The sequence below is a fragment of the Actinomadura chokoriensis genome, assembly GCF_039529475.1.
Classification (GTDB): domain Bacteria; phylum Actinomycetota; class Actinomycetes; order Streptosporangiales; family Streptosporangiaceae; genus Spirillospora; species Spirillospora bangladeshensis.
The window spans coordinates 104,561-124,638 of sequence record NZ_BAAAMW010000003.1; the positions used below are offsets into that span (position 1 = coordinate 104,561).

Sequence of the window (20,078 nt, forward strand, 5' to 3'; positions counted from 1 at the left end):
CTGCGCAGCCGTGCGGCGTCCTGGTTGAGGCGACGATACGGGACGCGGGGGTTCGCCGCATCGCCGCCCCGGTCTGCTAGGCGCTGGTCAGAGCGCAGATCATGGAGCGGAACCAACCGGCTCGGCGTCGGTGCTCGTGACGCGCCGCCGCGGACCGGCTCGGCGCTGCAGGGCGCACCGGCCGCGGCGGCGCCTGGACGGGCGCGGCGGCCGGTCGACGGGCGTACGTCGGCGCGGACGGGGGCGAGAACTGCCGCGCGCCGATCTCGTCCAGGCGCTTCGCGAGCGCGGCCGGGGTCGCCGCTTCGACGAGCTGGGAGCTGCCCATGCGGTCGAGTGCGACGGCCCACCAATGTCCGGTGAACTCCCCGAGCCATGCCGAGATGCCGGGGAACCGCTTCGCGAGCTCGGCCACGACGCGGTCAGGGTCGACCTCGGCCGCGATCCACGGCGCCGTCACCGGTTCGGCCTTCCCGTCTCGGGACGCGCCGTCAGGTAGCCGAGGATGACCACGGAGGCATCCGTGATCCGGTCGGCGGGCGCGATCGGCTCGCGCCAGGACGTCCAGAACCACGGGTTCCCGGAGTCCTCGCGCCGCTTGCGGCACGTGATCCTGACGGACGGGTGGACGACCTCGGCACAGCATCCGGGAACGTGTTCGTTCACGACCCGGAGCCCGCCGGACGTCAGGTCCACGGTGAACCGATGCGCCGAGAGATGCGCGCCAAGCGCTGCTAGCGGGTCGCCAGAGATCATACGATTTGGCATAGCCAGGACCTACTTTCCTGGTCAGGTCCCGGCCGGTGGGTCAGATCACCGCGTCCGGGGCCGACTTGTGTCACGCGACACATTCACGCGCGCCCGCATGTGCGGAGCGGGTGCAGTCGATACCCCGGCGTTCACGGGTACAGGTTGTACCCCTTAAACGATCATGCGGCGTTCAGCCCGAGGTCACGGCTGAGTTCCGCCACGTCGTCACGGATCGCAGGCCCGGCCGTCTCGGTCAGCTCCAGTACGGCCGACCGCGCGAAGCGGCTGAACCGCGCCGTCTCGGGCGACTCCCGATACGCCTTCCTGAGCATGTGGACGGTGCCGACGTGCTCACGGCGTAGGAAGTAGGCGCGCGCGACCTCGGCCAGGTGGAAGCTGCGCCGGGTCGCGGACGGCATCGCAGCGAGATCGAGCCGACCGGCAAGGCGGGTCGCCTCTCCGCCGTGCGTTAGGTCGGCCTGGATGGTCACCGCGTACGCGTCCACCATGCCACGGCCGAAGATCAGCCATGGGTGCGCGTAGTTCGCCCCGAGGGCGTCCGCAGCGCCCGCGGCCTTATCCCAATGGCTCAACGCGTGTCCCTCGTGGCCAGACTTCGCGTGAGAGAGCGCTATGGCCAGTTGCAACAGGCCCCATTGCGCGAGGTCTTCCCCACCGTCGTCCGGGCGTAGCAGCCTGCTCGCTCGGGTCGCGAGGTCAATGCGCGCTTCGTCGCGTTCGCCGGCGTCTCGGAAGATGTGGTTCATGTACCACGCCGCAGCCGTGATTGCGTGCGGGTCGTCTGCATCCTGCGCCGCTGTCATTGCCCGGTCCCCAGTGAGCATGAGCATCTCGGGCGCTGGCTGGAACGACAGGTAGAGCTGCGCGAGGTGGTAGACCTGCGCGAGCAGAGAGAGCGCGGCGCGTCGTTCGTTCCCGTCATGGAGCCGTACCGAGAGTTGTGCTTGTTCGATCAGGTCGGGGAGGACCACGGCGACCGCCGTGCGCTGCCGGGCGGCACCGTGCCAGAGGTCCCACGCCTGCGCGACGCGTGACGCCAGCTCGACCGCGGTCAGCGGTACCACGTCCCGCGTGTCGACTACGTACCGGGTCAGCGCCTCTGTGACGTTGGGTAGGGCATCGTGGGCGGCCTTGCTGTAGGTCGAGAGCGGCAACCCCTGCTCGCCGGTGAGGCGCTCAAGATCGATGCCCAGGACGTTCGCGAGTCTGATCAGCATGGGCAACCGCGGTTGCAGCAGGCGGCCGGTCTCGATGCCCTTGACCCACTCGCCGCTACGTCCCACCAGGCCGCCGAGTACCGGCCGGGAGAAACCGGTGCGTTCGCGGTAGTACTGAACGCGTGCGGCGAACGGGGCGGCCGGATCGAGCCGCTTGTTATTCTCGGGCATAGGCCCTGCACCTCCTGATGACGTCGCACTCTCAGGCTACGGTGCAGGGCCTCACCACGTCATAGGCGTTGCGAACCGGACTCCGACCGGACTCCGAACGGACTCCGAACGGACTCCGAACGCGGAGAAAGTCGGTACGGGTTAGCGGATTCTTACTGCGGCCGTCATCCACTGCGTGGCGCCGTCGGCGATGAGACCGCCGCCGCCCGTGGTGTCCTGGTGCTGGAACGCTCCGTCGATGATGTAGGTGACCGTCTCGAACCCGCGGTGCGGATGCCAAGGCGTCCCCTTCGCCTCGCCCGGCGCGTACTCGACGGCGCCCATGTGGTCGAGGAGCAGGAACGGGTCGGCCAGGGACAGGTCGATGCCCGGGAAGGGGCGCCTGACCTGGAACCCCTCGCCCTCGAGGTGGCGCTGGGCGGTCACGACCTTCGCGACGCGCCGCCAGTCGGTGTCCTCCTGCGGCAGCAGCGGCAGGCGGGGCAGGGTCAGCGGATCGGCCATCACGGCAGGCATGGGTTCTCCCCTCGTCGGGTGCCCGTCCGGGCCGGGCGGTGCACTGCCTCCTGCAACATAGTTGATGGTTCAACTATTTCCGCGGACGGGCGGTGTCGGCCCGTCCTGCTACCGTGAAGATAGCGCGCACTAGTTGAATGTTCAACATATGAACTATACTTTCCGGTATGAGCGAACCTCGCTGGCTCGATGCCGCCCAGCAGCGCGATTGGCGGGCATACGTGGACGGCAGCGTCCGGCTCACCGAGACGATGGACCGCGACCTCAAGACCAAGCACGGCCTGTCGGTGTCGGAGTACGAGATCCTCGTCCGGCTGTCGGAGGCGCCCGAGCGGCGGCTGCGCATGGCCGAACTCGCCGAGAACGCCAGCCAGTCCCGCAGCCGCCTGTCGCACACCTGCTCCCGCCTGGAGGCCAAGGGCCTGGTCAAGCGGGACAGCTGCCCCAACGACAAGCGCGGCGTCTTCGCGCACCTCACCGATGAGGGGTACGCCGCCCTCGAACGCGCCGCCCGCGACCACGTCGAGACCGTCCGGACGTTCTTCATCGACGTCGTCCAGCCGGAGGACCTCGAGGCGATCGGGCGCGCGTTCAGCCTCGTCCTGAAGCGGATCGGCCCCGCGACCTGACCCCCGCTAGAGGGGGACGGTCACCCCGGTCAGGAAGCCCACCGACACGAGGGTCAGGAACCCCCAGGCGAGCATCATGCCGATGCCGAACGTCCGCCACCGGCCGCCGACCTGCCAGACGAGCAGCCCGCCCAGCCCGAACGCGAGCAGCAGCAGCGTGACGAACTGCGGCAGCAGGCTCGGGCGGCGGCTCATCATCAGCGGCGCCCACATCATCACGATGTCGACGAACACGAACAGGCCGAAGCCCGCCGCGAGCGCCTTCACGTCCCGGCCGAGGAACGCGCCCGCGCGCTCCAGGACGGCCTGGGCCTTGTCCGCCGGCAGCCGCGGCCGCGCGGCCTCCGGTTCGACCTCCACGCTGTGCGCCACCGCGAAGATCTCGTCTTCGAGGCTCGGCAGGTCGCTCTCCTGAGCTTCCGTCATCCCGGCTCCCTGGGACCGGACATCACCGGACGACATGCCCGGCGGTCGATTGAAGTTCCACGCCGCCCCTATCCGGCGGGCGCGCCCTCAAACGCACCGTAGCGAATCGGTACCGCGACGCGAACGCCCCTCGGCCTGCGTATGCTGCGAAGATGCCAGGTAGAGGGCCGATTTCCAGCGCGACTTTCCTCGGTGTCCTGCTCACGGTGGCGCTCGCGGCGACCGGATGTGGCCGCGGCGACGACGACTCGGGCGAGTCGGCGCCGCCCGCGACCCCGCCCACCGCGTCCGGCTCGGCGGCGCCGTCGCCGTCGCCGACGAAGCAGGTCTTCCAGGCCGACATCAGGAAAGTGACCGCCGGCGACCTGAGGTCGTCCTGGCGGCGCGGCTGCCCCGTGGCACCGTCCGGGCTCCGGATGATCGAGATGACCTACTGGGGCATGGACGACAAGCCGCACACCGGCGGGCGGCTCGTCGTCAACGCCAAGGCGGCCGACGACCTCGTCTCGGTCTTCAAGAAGCTCTACGCCATGCGCTACCCGATCGAGCGGATGGAGCCGGTCGACAAGTACGGCGGCAGCGACTTCGACTCGATCGAGGCCAACAACACCTCCGCGTTCAACTGCCGCAACGCGACCGGGTCCAGCTCGTTCTCCCAGCACGCGTACGGCCTCGCCGTCGACATCAACCCCTGCCAGAACCCCTACGTCTACGCGGACGGGCGCACCGCCCACAAGGACTGCACGAAGTACAAGAACCGCGACCTCGACGCGCCCGGCATGATCCACGCGGGCGACAAGGTGGTGAAGGCGTTCGCCTCGATCGGCTGGGGCTGGGGCGGCGAATGGAGCGGCGCCAAGGACTACCAGCACTTCTCGGCGTCGGGCCGCTGACCTTCCGCCGGCCGGCCTAGCCGAGCATCATGATCGCGCCGACCAGGACGGCGAGGACCGCCACCACGGCGACGATGCCGACGATCATGCCGACGTTCGGCCCGGACTTCTGCGGCTGCGCCTGGCTGGCGAAGTTCTGGAACTGGTGCGTCGTGCCCGCCGGATCATTCGGTGTCTGCGACATGCCGAAGAGGGTAACGGATCCCTTATGCCCGAGTAAGGCGGAGCGGAGAGTGTGGGATTCGAACCCACGAGGACTGTCCCCAGCCCTGGGCGCTTTCAAGGCGCCTGCACTAGTCCACTATGCGAACTCTCCCGGCGGCCGGTCGCCCGGCCACCGCCCACGATAGCGGTCGCGGACCCCTGCCATCGACCGCATACCGGGTCGCCTACGGTTCGTCCGGGACGCGGAAGCCGGGGATCGACGGCCACCGGACGGTCAGCACGACGGACTCCTCCTCGGCCTCCCAGGAGTGGTCGACGCCGCGCCCCCACACCACGTAGTCGCCCTGCTCGGCGAGCACGACGTTCCGCTCGGGGAACTCCAGCCGGAACCGGCCGCCGATCAGGACGAGCAGGGCGGTGCGCTTGTCGCCGTCCGTCCACACGGCGCGCCGCTCGCCCTTCGGGTGCACGCCCCACTTGATCTCGACCTCGTCGCTGTGCCGCAGGTCGCCGGCCGGCTTGAAATGGCCGAGCAGCCACCCCCGGTCGAGAGCCGCGTCCGGCCCGGCCTTCCCCACGTACACGCCATCGCCGTCAGTCACGGAACGTGACCTTACCGTCCGGCCCGGGACCGGACGGCAAGGGCTACTGCGGGCGTTGGAAGGCGAAGCCGTCGCCGACCACGGCGGCCAGGGTGAGGTACGCCTCGCGGGTCGAGGGGGCGAGCTGCTCCAGCTCGACCTCGGCGCCCTCCTCCAGGTGGTCGTCGTAGGGGATGCGGACGACGGCGCGGCAGCGGCTCTCGAAGTGCGCCTGGAGCTTGTCGAGGTCGACCTGGCTGCGGGTGCGGTTGCGGACCATCGACAGGACGACGACGCCGTTGCGGACGAGGTGGCCGTGGTCGTGCGCCTCCAGCCAGTCCAGGGTCGCGCTCGCGGAGCGGGCACCGTCCACCGACGGGGAGCTGACCAGGACGAGCTGGTCGGCGAGGCTCAGCACCCCCGCCATCGCCGAGTGCAGCAGGCCGGTGCCGCAGTCGGTGATGCAGACCGAGTAGTACTGCTCCAGGACGACGGCGACGGCGGCGTAGTCCTCGGCGGAGAAGGCCTCGCTGACCGCCGGGTCGCGGTCGGACGCGAGGATCTCCAGCCGCGCCTCGTTCTGCGAGGTGAACGCGCGGACGTCCGCGTACCGGTGGATCTGGTCGCGGTTGTTCAGCAGGTCGCGGACGGTGGCGGCCGTCTCCAGCCGGACCTTGTCCGAGAGCGTCCCGCGGTCGGGGTTGGCGTCCACCGCGATGACCCGGTCGCCGCGGAAGGAGCCGAGCATCGAGCCGAGCCCGGTCGTGGTGGTCGTCTTGCCGACGCCGCCCTTCAGCGACATGACCGCGACCCGGTGGTGGCCGCCCGCGACGGGCGTGCGGGCGCGGGCGATCAGGTCCTTGCGGCGCAGTTCGCCCTGCGACTCGCCCGGGTGGACGTTCCCGGCGGTCGCCTTGTAGATGGCGCGCCGCCACCCCGAGGACGGCGCTATGCGCCGCTCGCCCAGGAGGTTCTCGGAGCTGAGGCTGTCGGTGTTCTGCGGCTCCTGCGGCGGGGCGCCCTGCCCCTGCTGGACCATCTGGCCGTGCGGGCCCGCCGCCGGGTAGCCGTACCCCGGGTAGGGCTGCCCCGTGTTCGGGTCGATCGGCACGTACGGCTGCCCGGTGTTCGGGTCGATCTGCTGGTACGGCTGAGCGGCGGCGTTCGGGTCCTGCGGGTAGGGCTGGCCCGTGTTGGGGTCGATCGGCTGGTACTGCTGCGGGTACGGCTGGCCGGCGTTCGGGTCCGCCGGCGGGGCCGGGGGGAACTGCGGCGGCGCGCCGTTAGCGGCCGGAGGGTAGGGCTGGCCGGTATTCGGGTCCATCGGCGGGTACGGCGGGGCGCCCGCGTTCGGGTCCATCGGGGGGAACTGCGGGGCGCCCGCGTCGGGGGCCAGCGGACGGCCCGTGCTCGGGTCGATCGGCACGTAGGGCTGCCCGGACTCGTCGGTGTCCTGCGGGTAGGGCTGCCCGGTCGCGGGGTCGATCGGCTGGTACTGCCCGCCCGCGTCCTGCGGCGGGTACTGGTCGGACGGGTAGGGCGGCAGCTGGTCGAACGGCGGGGCGGCGTTGCCGTTGGCGTCGTACGGCGACTGCTGGGGGCCCTGCGGGGGCTCCGGGGCCTGCTGCGGGGGCTGCGGCGGCTGGGACGGGTCGTAGGCCGGGGCCGGGTAGTACGGCGGCGGCAGCATCCCGCCGTCGAACGGCTGCGGCATGGGCCCGCCCTCGTAGGGGGGCGGCGGCACGGGGCCGCCCTCGTAGGGCGGGGGCTGCGGCGGGCCGAAGCTCTCGGGGCCGCCCTGGAACGCGGGCGGCGCGGCGAGCCAGGGGTTGTTCTCCGGAGCCTGCGGCGACCCCGGCAAGGGGGGCGGCGGAGGCGGCGGCACGTTCTCCTGCTCGGCGGGGACGGGCGGCGCCGCCTTCTCGCCTTCGGGGGACGGTTCCGCCGTGTCCTCGTTCATCGCGTCCAGGGAGGCCAGGCGCTCCTCCAGGGAGCGCCCATCGTGCTCGTTCCTCGCCACCGTTCTTCCCCCTCGGGCACGCCTCTGATGATCAACACGGTGCGGGTGGGCAAACCGACCCCCACGCAGGATACCCATGACCCAATATCACGTATGCCGCACGTAGATCGGCATTGGGGCGCGGGAGGGCGGACGGGGCCGGGTCGCCGGGCCGCCCGGTAGCGTGATCGGTATGCATGCGATCGTGATCCGCGAGCCGGGCGGACCGGACGTCCTGGAGTGGACGCAGGTCCCCGACCCGGAGCCGAAGCCGGGCGAGGTGCTGATCGAGGTGGCGGCGAGCGCGGTGAACCGCGCGGACGTCATGCAGCGGCTCGGCTTCTACCCGCCGCCCGAGGGCGCTCCCCCGTACCCGGGCCTGGAGGTGTCCGGACGGGTCGCCGAGCTGGGCGCGGACGTCACCGGACTGACCGTCGGGGACGAGGTGTGCGCGCTGCTCAGCGGGGGAGGGTACGCCGAACGGGTCGCGGTGCCCGCCGCGCAGGTGCTCCCGGTGCCGCGCGGGGTGGACGTCGTGGAGGCGGCCGGGCTCCCGGAGGTCGCGTGCACGGTGTGGTCGAACGTGTTCCGGCTCGGCGGGCTGCGCGCGGGCGAGACGCTGCTCGTCCACGGCGGCGGCAGCGGCATCGGGACGTTCGCGATCCAGCTCGCCAAGGCGCGCGGCGCCCGCGTGGTGACGACCGTGGGCAGCGCGGAGAAGGCGGCCCGCTGCCGGGAACTCGGCGCCGACGTGACCGTTGATTACCGCGAGGACGACTTCGTCGACAGCGGACCCTACGACGTGATCCTCGACCTGATCGGCGCGAAGTACCTCGCCCGCAACGTGGAGGCGCTCGCCACCGGCGGACGGCTGATGGTGATCGGGCTCCAGGGCGGCGCGAAGGCGGAGCTGGACCTCGGCAAGCTGCTGAGGAAGCGGGCGCTGGTGCACGCGACGACGCTGCGGGCCCGTCCGGCCCCCGAGAAGGCGGAGATCGTGGCGGGGGTCCGCGAGCACGTGTGGCCGCTGCTGGAGTCGGGGCGGGTCCGGCCCGTCATCGACCGGCGCTTCCCCATGGCGGACGCGGCGCGCGCGCACGAGCTGCTCGAAGCGAGCGGTCACGTCGGCAAGATCCTGTTGACCGTGTGAGGATGTGGAGTTTATGAGCGAGCCTTCGAAGAACCAGTCCGAACAGGAACCGCAGGTGCTCGTGGTCGGCCCCGGCGGCATCGCCATGGAGAGCTCCGGCGGGGGCGAGTCCGAGGGCAAGTCGATCACCGAGATGGTCGAGCAGCCCGCGAAGGTGATGCGGATCGGCGGGATGATCCGCCAGCTCCTCGAAGAGGTCAAGGCCGCCCCGCTGGACGAGGCGAGCCGGGCCCGGCTGCGGGAGATCCACAAGTCGTCCATCAAGGAGCTTGAGGACGGCCTGGCCCCCGAGCTGGTCGAGGAGCTGGAGCGGCTGTCGCTGCCGTTCACCGAGGGCACGGTGCCGAGCGAGGCGGAGCTGCGGATCGCGCAGGCGCAGCTCGTCGGCTGGCTGGAGGGCCTGTTCCACGGCATCCAGACGACGCTGTTCGCGCAGCAGATGGCGGCGCGGGCGCAGCTGGAGCAGATGCGCCGCGCGCTGCCCGCCGGCATGATGCCGCCCGGTGCCGAGGAGGAGCCCCCGTCGGGCCACCGCTCGTCCGGCCCGTACCTGTAAGGACACCGCGAACGGCCGCACCCCGCACGGCAGGGGGTGCGGCCGTCGCTACGGGAACAGGCGCTCCAGGACCTCGGCGACGCCGTCGTCGTCGTTGCGGGACGTCTTGTGCGTCACCGCCGCCAGCACCAGCGGGTGCGCGTTCGCGACGCCGTAGGACGTGCCCGCCCAGGTGAGCATCGGCAGGTCGTTGGGCATGTCGCCGAACGCGGTGACATCGTCAGCCACGAGCCCGTGCTCGGTGCAGAGCGCGGCGAGCGCGCTCGCCTTGGTGACGCCGAGCGCGCTCATCTCCAGCAGCCCCCGCCCGGACGAGTGCGTCACCGTGACCAGGTCGCCCACCGCCTGGACCGCCTTCTCCGACAGCGTGTCGGGGTCGGCGTCCGGGTGGAAGGCGAGCAGCTTGGTGCCGGGCCGCCGGACGAGCTGGTCGGCGTCGACGGCCTGCCCGCCGAAGTCCTTGGCGTCCCAGCGGCCGAGGATGTAGCTGCGCTCGAAGTAGAACCCAGTCGGGTGCTCCACCGCGAACCGCAGCTCGGGCGCGATGCCGCGCAGCCGCCCGACGGCCTCGGCGATCACGTCCGGCGGGATCTCCCGGGTCTCCAGGATCGTCTCGGTGTGCAGGTCGTACACGACGGCGCCGTTGGCGCAGATCGCGACGCCGTGGTGGTCGACGGCCGCGGCGATGTCGGTCATCCAGCGCGGCGGCCGGCCGGTGACCATGACGAGCATCGCCCCGGCCCGCTCGACCCGGGCCAGGGCCGCGACCGTCCGGGCGGAAATGGTGCCGTCGGAGCGCACGATCGTGCCGTCGAGGTCAGTGGCGATCACGCGCGGCGAAGACTGGCTCATGTCACCTTCCTGGGCAGATGCCACAAACCATAAGCGACGCCGCCGACATCGGAGCCTTGGGCCTGGACTGATCGCCCGGTCCGGGTTGAAGATTCTTCACGTTCGCAGTCGCGCGGAAGGTCTTCCATGGTCGCCAGATTCCCCCGGCTGGCGTCGGCCGCCCTCGTGGGCGCCCTCGTGCTCAGTCCGCTCACCGTCCCCGTCCAGGCGTCGGCCGCACCGGTCGCCGCGCCCGCCTTCACGCCGGCGTCCGTCCAGGTCGACGGCGCCGTCAACGTCCGCGACGTGGGCGGCTACACGACCGCCGACGGACGCCGTGTGCGCAGCGGGCTCGTCTACCGTTCCGCGTCCCTCAGCGACGTCACGCCCGCGGGCATCGCCCAGCTCGGAGGGCTCGGCCTCACGGCGTCCGTCGACTTCCGGTCCGGCCTCGAAGTGATGCTGGACGGCCCCGACCGCCTCCCCGCCGGCACCGCGCCGGTCGCCGCGCCGATCGACGTCGTCTCGCTCACGCTGCTGGAACTGATGCCGGACGTCCTCAAGGCGATCCTCGCCGACGACAAGCCCGGCGAGTTCATGGCCCTCTCCTACCGCGGCTTCGTCCACGACCCCGCCTCGCGCGAGCAGTTCGCGGACACGCTGCGGCGCATCGCGTCCGGGCAGGGCGCCGTCCTCTACCACTGCACCGAGGGCAAGGACCGGACGGGCGTGATGACCGCGATCCTGCTGACGCTCCTGGGCGTGGACAAGGCGCAGGTGTACGACGACTACCTGCGCTCCAACGAGGAACTCGCCGCCAAGAACAAGGAAGAACTCGCCGAACTCGCCAAGTACGGCATCGACCCGGCGCTCATCGAACCCCTCCTGACCGTCCGAGCCTCGTACCTGGACGCCGCGTTCGACCAGATCAAGCGCGACTACGGGACCTTCGACGCGTTCCTCACCCAGGGCCTCGGCATCGACGCCGCCACACAGCAGGCCCTCCGCGCACGCCTCGTGCAATAGACGCGAACGGGGCCCGTCCTAAGGCAGGACGGGCCCCGGTTGAGCGAAGGTCAGCGCTTGACCGGCTCCAGGACATCGAGCCCCAGGAACTTCTGCAGCGCCTCAGGGACGCGCACCGAGCCGTCGGCCTGCTGGTGGTTCTCCAGGATCGCCACCATCCAGCGGGTCGTCGCCAGCGTGCCGTTCAGGGTCGCGACCGGCTGGTTCCTGCCGTCCGCGTCCCGGTGCCGGACCGCGAGCCGCCGCGCCTGGAACTCGGTGCAGTTCGACGTCGAGGTGACCTCGCGGTAGGTGTTCTGCGTCGGCACCCACGCCTCGCAGTCGTACTTGCGGGCCGCGCTGGAGCCGAGGTCGCCCGCCGCCACGTCGATCACCCGGTACGGGATCTCGACCTTGGCGAGCATCTCCTTCTCCCAGTCCAGCAGGCGCAGGTGCTCGGCGTGCGCGTCGGCCGGGTCGCAGTAGGAGAACATCTCCACCTTGTCGAACTGGTGGACGCGGATGATGCCGCGCGTGTCCTTGCCGTAGGAGCCGGCCTCGCGGCGGAAGCACGACGACCACGCCACGTACCGACGCGGCAGCTCGTCGATGATCTCGTTCATGTGGTACGCGGCGAGCGGCACCTCCGACGTCCCCACCAGGTACAGCTCGTCCGCCGGGAGCCGGTACACCTCGGCGGCGTGCGCGCCGAGGAACCCGGTGCCCTCCATCGCCTCCGGCTTCACCAGCACCGGCGGGTACATGGGGACGAACCCGTTCCCGATCGCCGTCTCCATGGCGAGGTTCAGCAGCGCGTACTGGAGCCGCGCGCCGACGCCCGTCAGGTAGTAGAACCGCGCGCCCGACACCTTCGCGCCGCGCTCCATGTCGATGGCGCCGAGGCTCTCGCCGAGCTCCAGGTGGTCCTTCGGCTCGAAGTCGAACGCGGTCGGCTCGCCGACGTGCTCCAGGACGACGAAGTCCTGCTCGCCGCCGGGCGGGGCGCCCTCCTCGATGAGGTTCGGGACGCCCTTCAGCACGGCGTCGAGCTCCTCGCCGAGCCGGTCGGCCTCCGCCTCCAGCTCCTTGACCTGCTGCGACAGCTCCTTCGCACGGGCGAGCAGCGCGTCGCGCTCGTCGCCCTTGGCCTTGGAGACCGACTTGCCGAAACTCTTCTGCTCCGCCCTGAGCTGCTCGAACGACGTCAGCGCAGAGCGGCGCCTGCCGTCCAGGTCGAGCAGCCGGTCGACGACGGCGTCATCCTCACCGCGGGCGCGCTGCGACGCGCGCAGCCGCTCCGGATCCTCTCGAAGAGCTCGCAGGTCAATCACAGACCCGAGGCTACCGTTACGGCACCTTCCCTCGCGCGCGCATAACCGCGGTTTCAGCGGACGCCGCTCGCCAGCAGGGCGTGGGCGGGCAGGGCGACCTTGCCGCCCTCGACGCCGTAGTCGGCGATGATCGTGTCGTAGGCGTCCTTGATCAGGGCGACGGTCTCCGGGTCCTGCCGGCCGACGATGACGCCGTTGGTGCCGACCCTGGACAGCGCGCCCGTCTCCCACCACTCCTCGGGGTCGACGACGTGCTCCCAGGTCACCTCCTCGACCGCGACGTCGCTGAGCCCGGCGTCCGCGACGAGCCGCCGGAACGCGACCGCCTCGCCGTACTCGACGAACGGCGACTCGGGGATGTCGTCGGGCCACGCCACCCCGGCCTGCTCGATCGCCTCCCGGACGATCCCGAGGGCCCCGCTGCCCGGCATCACCCAGCAGGACAGCGCCAGCCCGCCGCCGGGCCGCAGCACCCGCCGCAGCTCCCCGATCGCCGCGCCCGGGTCGCCGACGTGGTTGATGACGAAGTTCCCGGCGACCGCGTCGAACGACCTGTCCTCGAACGGCACCTCCGGCAGGACGGCGACCCGCACGTCCAGGCCGGGGACGTTCCGGCGGGCGGTCTCCGCCATGCTCTCCTCGGCGTCCATCGCCGACACCTCGGCGCCGCGGCCGACGGCCTCCCGCGACACGAACCCGGGGCCCGTCCCGACGTCGAGGAACCGCGTCCCGCCGGTCACCCCGGCCGCGTCCAGCAGCGGACCGACCAGATAACGGGTGAGCCGGGCGAACCCCCGCTCGTACGCGGGGGCCCGCCCGGCCCACAGTTCCCGCTCGTAAAGATCGAAGTCCTTGCCCACCAGGGCAGCCTACGTCAGCGCACGTCCACGTAGTCGTCCCGGTAGGTCTTGGCGTAGCTGGTCGCGACGCCGCTGTAGGCGCGCCACGTGCCGTCCTTGGACGCCTTGAACCCCTTCCGGAAACGGCCGATGCGGTCGGTCTTCTGCGAACCCATGTAGACCCACTTGGACGAGCCCTTGGGCAGGAAGTAGAACTTGATCGTCTTGGACGCGTAGGGCTTCCACTTGTCGGTCTGCCGGTAGAGCGTCCCCATCACGGTGATGGTGCGCCCCTTCTTCACCGGCTCGGGGGCCGCGTTGAAGTCGAAGATCCGCGTCCGGTACCTCACGTCGATGTAGTCGGTGCCGCTGACGGACGGCTCGCTGGAGCTGTCCCGGAGGACGACCAGGCGCCAGTACCCGTCGCGGTCGGCGCGGCCCTGGACGTCGAAGGTTCCGTCGCGCCAGACACCGGCGGCGCCCTTGGCGCTCCACTTCTTGCGGTCGGTGGAGAACTGGAGCTGCACGGACGCGGTCCCCGGGTTGGGGACCCAGCGGCCGTCCGCCAGCTTGTTCATCACGCGCCCGGTCCCCGTGACCATCTCGCCCTTGCCCACGGGCTCGGGTCCCGCGTTCCCACCGGTGATGGCCGTCCGGTGCGCGACCTCCCGGGGCTCGGCGAACCATTCGGACCCGATGTAGAAGTGGTAGTCAGTGGGCTGAGCGACCCGGTCCTTCGCGAACTGCGCCGACCACGTGCCGTCCTCGGTGACGGTCGCCTTCGCGCTGTAGTCGCCGGAGGCGTCGGTCGTCGCGGTCGCGACCGTCCTCGCGTCGCCACCGGTCGCCGGGGCGAACCGGAGAATGACCTGCTTGCCCGCCAACGGCGCCCAGGCCCCCTGCCGGTCCTCCCGTTCGAGGCGCCCGCTGAGGGTGACCTGGTCGCCCACGACCAGGCGGTCGGGGACGCTCACCGTGACCCGGGTGAGAAGCTCCCGCAGATAGACCGGAACCGCCGTGCTCGTGGTGGGCCGGTACAGGAAACCTCCGGCATAGCGGAAGAGCGCGTTGCCCGACCAGGTGAAGTCGACGGTTCCCCGTGCCCAGCCGTCCGCTCCGGTGATCGCCGGGTCGGCCCCGTCCCCGCCGGACAGGACCAGCGCGGCACCCTGCACCGGTGCCAGGTCACCGCCGGCGGTACGGCTCATCAGCCGTCCGGTGTAGGTGACCTCGGGGTGGTCGGCGTCCACGACGTCCGGAGTGACCTTGAAGTCGGTGATCACCGTGTCGAGGCCGTTGTCGATCGTGGCGCGCTGCTTGTACATGACGGTCCGGTCGGCGTTGGTCAGCTCGATGTCGACCCACCAGCGGCCCTGGTCGACCGTGACCGCGGACTTCGTCCGCCACACGCCGTCCGCCGCGGTGCCGTCGACCAGCTCGAAGTCGTCCGCCGTGAGCGTCTCCGCCGGGCCGCCGGCGTACGCCCGCACGACGGCGCGCACCTTCGTGATGTCGATGTTCGAGTCGGCCGCGACCTCGATCTTCGTCGTGGCGCCGGGCGTCGGGAAGCGGACGGCGCGTGCCCGCAGGTACTCCGCCGCCGCGGTCGCGGGGACGGACGCCAGGGCCAGGGTCGTGACCACGACCGTGAGCAGGGCGATTAAACGCCGCACAGGGACCTCCATTCTCGGGGGGAACGCGTCACTTGACATCGACGAAGTCGCCCTGTGACGTGGACTTCAGGTAGCCGCCGGTCTCCTTGTAGACCGCCATCCAGGTGCCGTCCACGGACGCCTTGAAGGTCTTCTTGAACCAGCCGTTGCCATCGGTCGTCGCGGTCGCGACCTGCGTGTAGGTCGTCGTTCCGGCGCGCTTGAAGTAGACGTAGACCGGCGCGTGCGGCCCGGGGCCGGCCGTGTCGCGGAACCGGTAGAGCTGCCCCTTGACCGTGATGGTCGCGCCCTTCTTCACCGGCTCGGGCGAAGCGTTGAAGTTGTACCACTGCGTCCGGTACTTGATGTCGATGTAGTCGGTGCCGCTCACCGCCGGCATGTACTCGGCGTTGCCCGCGTAGCGGGCGCGCCAGTACCCGTCCTTCTTCGAGTCGTAGGTCGTGAGGTGGAACGACCCGTCGGAGTAGGTGGTGGCCGTCGCCATCTTCTTCCACGTGGTGCGGTCCGTGGAGAACTCCATGATCATCGGGACGCCGGCGACGCCGTTCCCGCCGCTGACCAGCTTCCCGACGACGTCGAGCGCGTCACCGTAGCGCCCCGGCTCCGGGTAGGCGTTCCCCTCGACGATCTGCACGGGCCTGCGGACGTCCACCGCGCCGGCGGCCGCCTGGCTGCCCGTCAGGAAGGTGGTGTCGGGGACCACCGCGGTCAGCGGGCCGGACTTGTCGGGAGTGGCGGAGATCTGGAAGGTCCCGTCCTCGGACGCGTACCCGATCGCCAGCAGCCGCTGCCCGGCGTTCCCGTAGTCGCGGTAGATGTCGACGGTCGCACCCGCGGCCGGGACGAGGCCGACGGCACCGTTCCTGAGGACCGTGCCCTCCACGGACACCTTGGTGCCGACGGCGACCGGCTGCGGCGTGGTCGTCCGCGCGGACGTCTGCGTCGCCTGCTTCGCAACAGTGGGCATCGTGCCGTACGTGGCCGTCGAGCAGTACGTTCCCTGCCGCAACATCCGGACGTAGAGGGTGTTGCGGGCGTCGCTCGTGACGCTGAACGACCCGTCCGGCCCGGTCGTGTCGTCGGTCAGGCCCTCGACCAGCACGTTCGGCACGGGCGCGAGCGCGGCATCGCGCGACTTCTGCACCATGACCCGGCCGGCGGTCGTCACGATCGGCCGGTCCGCGTCGATGACGTCGGGGCCGGTCGTCACATCCGCCATGGACGTCACGTAGCAGTCGAGGAGGCCCGTGTACCCGGTCGCCGTGGCGCCGTCCGCGGACGTGACCAGCACCTCGATGGCGCTGTTCCCCGGCCGGGTCTCCACGTCCGGATGGAACCGCGCCTGCCACGTGCCGTCATTCGCGGTGCCGGCCACGCGCTCGAACGCCAGCGTCGCGTACACCTCTGACTGGGCGTTCGGATACCGCACGTTCGCGCGGACGTCGGTCACGCCGCTCGCGGACTTGGCCGTGACCGTCACGGTCGCGATGCGGTCGGGGTCGAGCCGGTCGAACACCGTGGTCGCCCTGAGGTCGGTGACGTCCGCGTGAGCGGCGGTGGCGGGAACGGTGAAGAGCGCGGCCGTCAGGGCGGTGGTGGCGAGCATGGCCGAAGAGCGACGCACAGGGGGGACCTCTCCACTGATTGCTGGTGTGGAGTTGACGTCCAAGATCCACTAGTGGTTTACCGGCCCCGCCGACCGGTTTGTGTCACCTGGGCGAAGGGTCGTCCGCGGGGACGGCGCAGGCGTCGTCGGTGCAGGTGGCGGCGTCGTCGCCGACCGTGGTCAGCGCGGGGTTGGCCTCCGCCCACGCCTTGTCGAGGACCTGCGCGAACGTCTCGGTCGGCTGCGCGCCCGAGACGCCGTAGCGGCGGTCGATGACGAAGAACGGGACGCCGGTCGCGCCGATGTCGCGCGCCGCGCGCTGCTCGGCGTCCACGTCCGAGGCGAACCGGTCGGACGCGAGCACCTCGCGCGCCTCGGCCTCGTCCAGGCCCGCCTCCGCCACGACCTCCACCAGGGAGTCGTGGTCGAAGACCGAGCGGCGGTCGGTGAAGTGGGCCTTGAAGAGCGCCTCGACGACCGCGTCCTGCACGCCGCGCTCGGCGCCGAGGTGGATCAGCCGGTGCGCGTCCGCGGTGTTGCCCGCGCGGCCGCCCTCCAGGCGGTACTCCAGGCCCACGCCGGCGGCGCGCTGCTCCATCTGCCGGTTCATCTCGACGGCCCGCTCGCGCGTCATGCCGTACTTCTCCGCCAGCATGTCGGCCACGTCGACGGTCTCACCGGCGGGGAAGGACGGGTCGAGCTGGAACGACCGGTGCACGACCTCTACGCGGTCGCGGTGGTCGAACCCCTCCAGGGCCTTCTCGAAGTGCCGCTTCCCGATGTAGCACCAGGGGCAGATGACGTCGGACCAGATCTCAACTCGCACGGGGGCACCCTTCTCTTCGGCGTCACCCGCATGCAACACGCACAGGTCCGGTTCTGTTTCAGGACGGGCGGCCGGTGCGGATCGATGTGAGCCAGGAGGCGGCCTCGGTGAAGTCGGTGTCGCGGGTGCCGCGGCGGATGTCCGGCCGAACGCGGTCGGCGCGCGCATAGGAGCCGACGAAGCGGACGTCGGCGCAGACGCGGCGCAGGCCCATCATGGCCTCGCCGACGCGGGCGTCGGAGACGTGGCCCTCGAAGTCCATCCAGAACAGGTAGGAGCCGAGGCCGGCGCCGGTGGGGCGCGACTGGATCAGCGTCAGGTTGATGCCGCGGACGGAGAACTCGGTGAGGATCTCCAGCAGGGCGCCCGGGTGGTCCTCGCCGATGAACGCGACGACGGTCGTCTTGTCGGTGCCGGTGGGGGCGGGCGGCGGGCCGGGGCGGTTCAGGACGACGAAGCGGGTGACGGCGTCGGCGACGTCGTGGATGTCCTCGGCGAGGACGGACAGCCCGTAGCGGGCCGCGGCGAACGAGCCGGCGAGCGCGGCGTCGTAGTGGCCGTCGGCGACGTGCTGCGCGGCCTCCGCGTTGGAGGTGGCGGCGCGCCATTCGGCGTGCGGGACGTTCTCCAGCAGCCAGCGGCGGCACTGCGGCTGCGCGATCGGGTGGGACGCGACGGTCTTGATGTCGTCCAGCGCCGTGCCGGGGCGGACGAGCAGCGCGAACGACACCGGCAGGGTGATCTCGCCGACGATCTGCAGGGGCTCGCCGGTGGCCAGCTCGTCCAGCGTGGTGGGGACCGAGCCCTCGACCGAGTTCTCCAGCGCGACGACGGCCGTGTCGGCCTCGCCGTTGCGGAGGGCCTCCAGGACGGCCGGGACGGTGGCGCACGGGACCTGCTCGGCCTCGGCCGCTCCCGGGAGGGTCAGCAGCGCGGCCTCGGTGAACGTGCCCTGCGGACCCAGGTAGGCGTAGCGCGCTGGCCTGTCGTCTGCGGTCACGAGAGTCCCCCGGGGCGAGTGGTGTGCGGAAACACGCCGAGTTTACTTCCCTGCGGGTAAAGCCCGTGCGGCCCGTGCGCCCCCGAGGCGCGTCAGGCGCGGGCGGAGGTGCGGTCGCCGCTGCCGAAGTCGGCGAGCGGGTCGTCCAGCGACACGACCGGGCCCTTGCCGAGCCGGGCCGCGCGCAGCGCGTGGCTCTCCTCGGGGGAGAGCGTCTCGACCGGGTGCCCGGCCTGGACGACCTTGGCGTACGTCCGGGTCTCGGTGCGCCCGTTGATGGAGCTGACGACCACTCCGTCCCCGACCGCGTTGATCAGGGCGAGGGAGAACGACCGGTGCCCGGACATCTCCTTCAGCGCGTCGTAGTGGACGATGGCGAGGTCGCGCAGCGCGCGCTCGTCCACCGATCCGCTGGCGACCTGGAGCTGGCGCCTGAGCATTTCCCCGCACTCGTCGACGACCTGGTTCACCCGGTTGTGCGCGACCACCGCGATGGACAGCCCCGCAACACCGGCGACCAGGCCCGCTACGGCCACCGCGACTAGCATCACGGGGCGAGCGTACCCACCTCGGCCTTCGGTTGCGAAGGATCCCCCTGATCCACGTCCGGTTTCACCCTTTTGACCAGCCAGGTGCCGAGCAGCGCCATGGCCGCGAGCGCGGCGAGGCCGAACGAGTCGCGCAGGACCTGGCCGCCGAATTCCGCCGGTGCGGAGTGCTCTGGGCCGATCCAGTTCCGTCCCCACCAGGGCAGCGGCCACAGGAAGAAGAACCAGGTGCCGAGCGCGAGCAGACATCTTCGCGTGTCCCGCCCGTCACCGGCCAAAGCACCAATGACCGCGATCATCCAGACAAGGTGGTGAATCCATCCCACAGGGGACAGCACGACCGACAGCAGCCCGACGATCGCGACGGCCCCGAGCAGCAGGCTGGACGCGGCCGTCCCGGTGAGTTCGTCGGCGGCGAGGGTGACGCGGCGCGCCCAGCGGAAACCGGCGTACGCGACGATCAGCGCCAGGACGAGCCACACCAGCGTCCGCACCGGGCCCTCGTCGAAGATCCGCGCGACGATCCCGTTGATCGCCTGGTTGGTGGTGCCGTCGACCGCGCCCGTCCGGTCGCCGCCCTGCAGCAGCGCGCCGAACCAGTACGCGGACGAGTCGGCGGGCAGCAGCGCGAACCCGGCGAGCGTCGCGGCGGCGGCGGTCAGCACCGCGTTGACCAGCGCGTCCCGCCGCCCGGTGAGCAGGAAGTAGATGAGGAAGACGCCCGGCACCAGCTTGATCGCGACGGCGAGGCCGATGAGCGCGCCGCGCGGCCAGCGGGGCGTGCGGGCGCAGCAGTCGGCGAGGCACATGGCCAGCAGGAACAGCCCGACCTGGCCGAAGCGGACCTGGTCGCGGACGGGGTCGAGCCACGCCATCGCGGCGAACAGCACGCCGGCGGTGAGCGGCGCCCAGCGCCCCGTCCGGCGGATGAGGTCGCGGAAGGCGTACCAGACCACGATCGCCAGCGCGACGTAGATCAGCACGACCCACGTCCACTGCGCGGCCCGCCAGGGCAGCAGCGTGAACGGGACGGCGAGCGCGGCGGCGAACGGCGGGTAGGTGAACGGCAGCAGCTGCGGCGGCTGCGTGAGGAACTCGTACAGCGGCGCGCCGCGCAGCACGGCGAGGCCGCCCTCCCGGTACACCTCCAGGTCGACGAGGCGTTGGTCGGGCGGGTTGCCGAGCCACCGGGTGACGATCGGCACGACCGCGAGCACGGCGACGGCGGCCCCCGCGCACACGAGCAGCCAGTGCAGGCGTCCGCCCCGGGCAGCACCGGCCTGCCGCGCCATCGATCCGTCCACAGCCGCAGGATATGGCCCCTGCACAGTGGTGGGCCTCTTGT

At 71.3% G+C, this 20,078-nt stretch carries 22 protein-coding genes and 1 tRNA gene; 5 read left to right on the forward strand and 18 right to left on the reverse strand.

Annotated features, from left to right (window positions below; all coding sequences use genetic code 11):
• Positions 1–76 precede the first annotated feature (76 nt).
• The 4 genes from ABFX46_RS08425 to ABFX46_RS08440 all read right to left on the reverse strand — a co-directional run bounded on the left by ABFX46_RS08425 (position 77) and on the right by ABFX46_RS08440 (position 2,675).
• Positions 77–460: a hypothetical protein gene (locus ABFX46_RS08425; RefSeq protein WP_346040788.1), complete on the reverse strand. Its 384-nt coding sequence runs from the start codon at positions 458–460 to the stop codon at positions 77–79.
• The gene (locus ABFX46_RS08430) at positions 457–696 is read right to left on the reverse strand and encodes a hypothetical protein (RefSeq protein WP_346040789.1); all 240 of its coding nucleotides are present in this window, start codon (positions 694–696) and stop codon (positions 457–459) included. Before ABFX46_RS08430 ends, ABFX46_RS08425 begins: the two co-directional genes overlap by 4 nt.
• A gap of 233 nt (positions 697–929) precedes the next feature.
• Entirely contained in the window at positions 930–2,159 is a 1,230-nt protein-coding gene (locus tag ABFX46_RS08435) for a helix-turn-helix domain-containing protein (protein WP_346040790.1), read from the reverse strand.
• Positions 2,160–2,300: 141 nt separating this feature from the next.
• Entirely contained in the window at positions 2,301–2,675 is a 375-nt protein-coding gene (locus tag ABFX46_RS08440; protein WP_346040791.1) for a pirin family protein, read from the reverse strand.
• Between the two features lie 167 nt (positions 2,676–2,842).
• Between ABFX46_RS08440 and ABFX46_RS08445 the strand changes: the two genes are divergently transcribed.
• Positions 2,843–3,304 (forward strand): MarR family winged helix-turn-helix transcriptional regulator, encoded by a 462-nt coding sequence (locus tag ABFX46_RS08445; protein WP_346040792.1) that lies wholly within the window; start codon positions 2,843–2,845, stop codon positions 3,302–3,304.
• Between the two features lie 6 nt (positions 3,305–3,310).
• Here ABFX46_RS08445 and ABFX46_RS08450 read toward each other — a convergent pair whose 3' ends face one another.
• Positions 3,311–3,730, reverse strand: a complete 420-nt coding sequence (locus tag ABFX46_RS08450; RefSeq protein ID WP_346040793.1) for a hypothetical protein — start codon at positions 3,728–3,730, stop codon at positions 3,311–3,313.
• A 152-nt stretch (positions 3,731–3,882) separates the two neighbouring features.
• On the opposite strand from ABFX46_RS08450, the gene ABFX46_RS08455 reads away from it, so the two are divergent.
• Positions 3,883–4,623, forward strand: coding sequence for a M15 family metallopeptidase (locus ABFX46_RS08455; RefSeq protein ID WP_346040794.1), 741 nt, complete (start codon positions 3,883–3,885; stop codon positions 4,621–4,623).
• A gap of 16 nt (positions 4,624–4,639) precedes the next feature.
• Here ABFX46_RS08455 and ABFX46_RS08460 read toward each other — a convergent pair whose 3' ends face one another.
• The 4 genes from ABFX46_RS08460 to ABFX46_RS08475 all read right to left on the reverse strand — a co-directional run bounded on the left by ABFX46_RS08460 (position 4,640) and on the right by ABFX46_RS08475 (position 7,389).
• On the reverse strand, positions 4,640–4,807 hold the full coding sequence (locus tag ABFX46_RS08460) for a hypothetical protein (protein ID WP_203596398.1): 168 nt from the start codon (positions 4,805–4,807) through the stop codon (positions 4,640–4,642).
• Positions 4,808–4,850: 43 nt separating this feature from the next.
• Positions 4,851–4,939, reverse strand: a tRNA-Ser gene (locus ABFX46_RS08465).
• Between the two features lie 73 nt (positions 4,940–5,012).
• A complete protein-coding gene (locus ABFX46_RS08470; protein ID WP_346040795.1) occupies positions 5,013–5,390 on the reverse strand; it encodes a cupin domain-containing protein in 378 nt (125 codons plus the stop codon).
• Positions 5,391–5,433: 43 nt separating this feature from the next.
• On the reverse strand, positions 5,434–7,389 hold the full coding sequence (locus tag ABFX46_RS08475) for a MinD/ParA family ATP-binding protein (RefSeq protein ID WP_346040796.1): 1,956 nt from the start codon (positions 7,387–7,389) through the stop codon (positions 5,434–5,436).
• A 172-nt stretch (positions 7,390–7,561) separates the two neighbouring features.
• Here ABFX46_RS08475 and ABFX46_RS08480 point away from each other — a divergent pair, with 172 nt between their 5' ends.
• Together ABFX46_RS08480 and ABFX46_RS08485 are read left to right on the forward strand one after the other, a co-directional pair.
• Positions 7,562–8,518 (forward strand): NAD(P)H-quinone oxidoreductase, encoded by a 957-nt coding sequence (locus ABFX46_RS08480; RefSeq protein WP_346040797.1) that lies wholly within the window; start codon positions 7,562–7,564, stop codon positions 8,516–8,518.
• 13 nt (positions 8,519–8,531) lie between these two features.
• Complete coding sequence (locus tag ABFX46_RS08485; protein ID WP_346040798.1) at positions 8,532–9,074, forward strand: bacterial proteasome activator family protein; 543 nt, start codon at positions 8,532–8,534, stop codon at positions 9,072–9,074.
• Positions 9,075–9,122: 48 nt separating this feature from the next.
• Here the strand turns inward: ABFX46_RS08485 and ABFX46_RS08490 are convergent, their stop codons facing one another.
• Positions 9,123–9,926 (reverse strand): Cof-type HAD-IIB family hydrolase, encoded by an 804-nt coding sequence (locus tag ABFX46_RS08490; protein ID WP_346040799.1) that lies wholly within the window; start codon positions 9,924–9,926, stop codon positions 9,123–9,125.
• Between the two features lie 126 nt (positions 9,927–10,052).
• Between ABFX46_RS08490 and ABFX46_RS08495 the strand changes: the two genes are divergently transcribed.
• Positions 10,053–10,931, forward strand: coding sequence for a tyrosine-protein phosphatase (locus ABFX46_RS08495; RefSeq protein ID WP_346040800.1), 879 nt, complete (start codon positions 10,053–10,055; stop codon positions 10,929–10,931).
• Between the two features lie 50 nt (positions 10,932–10,981).
• Here ABFX46_RS08495 and serS read toward each other — a convergent pair whose 3' ends face one another.
• The 8 genes from serS to ABFX46_RS08535 all read right to left on the reverse strand — a co-directional run bounded on the left by serS (position 10,982) and on the right by ABFX46_RS08535 (position 20,037).
• The gene (serS, locus tag ABFX46_RS08500; RefSeq protein ID WP_346040801.1) at positions 10,982–12,241 is read right to left on the reverse strand and encodes a serine--tRNA ligase; all 1,260 of its coding nucleotides are present in this window, start codon (positions 12,239–12,241) and stop codon (positions 10,982–10,984) included.
• Positions 12,242–12,294: 53 nt separating this feature from the next.
• A complete protein-coding gene (locus ABFX46_RS08505; RefSeq protein ID WP_346040802.1) occupies positions 12,295–13,101 on the reverse strand; it encodes a class I SAM-dependent methyltransferase in 807 nt (268 codons plus the stop codon).
• Positions 13,102–13,115: 14 nt separating this feature from the next.
• Positions 13,116–14,753: a hypothetical protein gene (locus ABFX46_RS08510; RefSeq protein ID WP_346040803.1), complete on the reverse strand. Its 1,638-nt coding sequence runs from the start codon at positions 14,751–14,753 to the stop codon at positions 13,116–13,118.
• Positions 14,754–14,781: 28 nt separating this feature from the next.
• Positions 14,782–16,377 carry a hypothetical protein gene (locus tag ABFX46_RS08515; RefSeq protein WP_346040804.1) on the reverse strand — a complete coding sequence of 532 codons (1,596 nt, stop codon included), beginning with the start codon at positions 16,375–16,377 and terminating at the stop codon, positions 14,782–14,784.
• Positions 16,378–16,462: 85 nt separating this feature from the next.
• Complete coding sequence (locus ABFX46_RS08520; RefSeq protein ID WP_346040805.1) at positions 16,463–17,185, reverse strand: DsbA family oxidoreductase; 723 nt, start codon at positions 17,183–17,185, stop codon at positions 16,463–16,465.
• 58 nt (positions 17,186–17,243) lie between these two features.
• Complete coding sequence (gene pheA, locus ABFX46_RS08525) at positions 17,244–18,185, reverse strand: prephenate dehydratase (RefSeq protein ID WP_346040806.1); 942 nt, start codon at positions 18,183–18,185, stop codon at positions 17,244–17,246.
• Between the two features lie 92 nt (positions 18,186–18,277).
• Positions 18,278–18,733, reverse strand: coding sequence for a DUF4446 family protein (locus ABFX46_RS08530; RefSeq protein ID WP_163055740.1), 456 nt, complete (start codon positions 18,731–18,733; stop codon positions 18,278–18,280).
• The gene (locus ABFX46_RS08535; protein ID WP_346040807.1) at positions 18,733–20,037 is read right to left on the reverse strand and encodes a glycosyltransferase 87 family protein; all 1,305 of its coding nucleotides are present in this window, start codon (positions 20,035–20,037) and stop codon (positions 18,733–18,735) included. The genes ABFX46_RS08530 and ABFX46_RS08535 overlap by 1 nt, the downstream gene beginning before the upstream one ends.
• Positions 20,038–20,078 lie beyond the last annotated feature (41 nt).

Bases quoted from the DNA above. Each gene is read 5' to 3' on its own strand.
- ABFX46_RS08450 (WP_346040793.1), bottom strand. From the start codon at position 3,730: ATGACGGAAGCTCAGGAGAGCGACCTGCCGAGCCTCGAAGACGAGATC.
- ABFX46_RS08495 (WP_346040800.1), top strand. From the start codon at position 10,053: ATGGTCGCCAGATTCCCCCGGCTGGCGTCGGCCGCCCTCGTGGGCGCC.
- ABFX46_RS08460 (WP_203596398.1), bottom strand. From the start codon at position 4,807: ATGTCGCAGACACCGAATGATCCGGCGGGCACGACGCACCAGTTCCAG.
- ABFX46_RS08480 (WP_346040797.1), top strand. From the start codon at position 7,562: ATGCATGCGATCGTGATCCGCGAGCCGGGCGGACCGGACGTCCTGGAG.
- ABFX46_RS08455 (WP_346040794.1), top strand. From the start codon at position 3,883: ATGCCAGGTAGAGGGCCGATTTCCAGCGCGACTTTCCTCGGTGTCCTG.
- ABFX46_RS08490 (WP_346040799.1), bottom strand. From the start codon at position 9,926: ATGAGCCAGTCTTCGCCGCGCGTGATCGCCACTGACCTCGACGGCACG.
- ABFX46_RS08485 (WP_346040798.1), top strand. From the start codon at position 8,532: ATGAGCGAGCCTTCGAAGAACCAGTCCGAACAGGAACCGCAGGTGCTC.
- ABFX46_RS08435 (WP_346040790.1), bottom strand. From the start codon at position 2,159: ATGCCCGAGAATAACAAGCGGCTCGATCCGGCCGCCCCGTTCGCCGCA.
- ABFX46_RS08445 (WP_346040792.1), top strand. From the start codon at position 2,843: ATGAGCGAACCTCGCTGGCTCGATGCCGCCCAGCAGCGCGATTGGCGG.
- ABFX46_RS08440 (WP_346040791.1), bottom strand. From the start codon at position 2,675: ATGCCTGCCGTGATGGCCGATCCGCTGACCCTGCCCCGCCTGCCGCTG.
- ABFX46_RS08530 (WP_163055740.1), bottom strand. From the start codon at position 18,733: ATGCTAGTCGCGGTGGCCGTAGCGGGCCTGGTCGCCGGTGTTGCGGGG.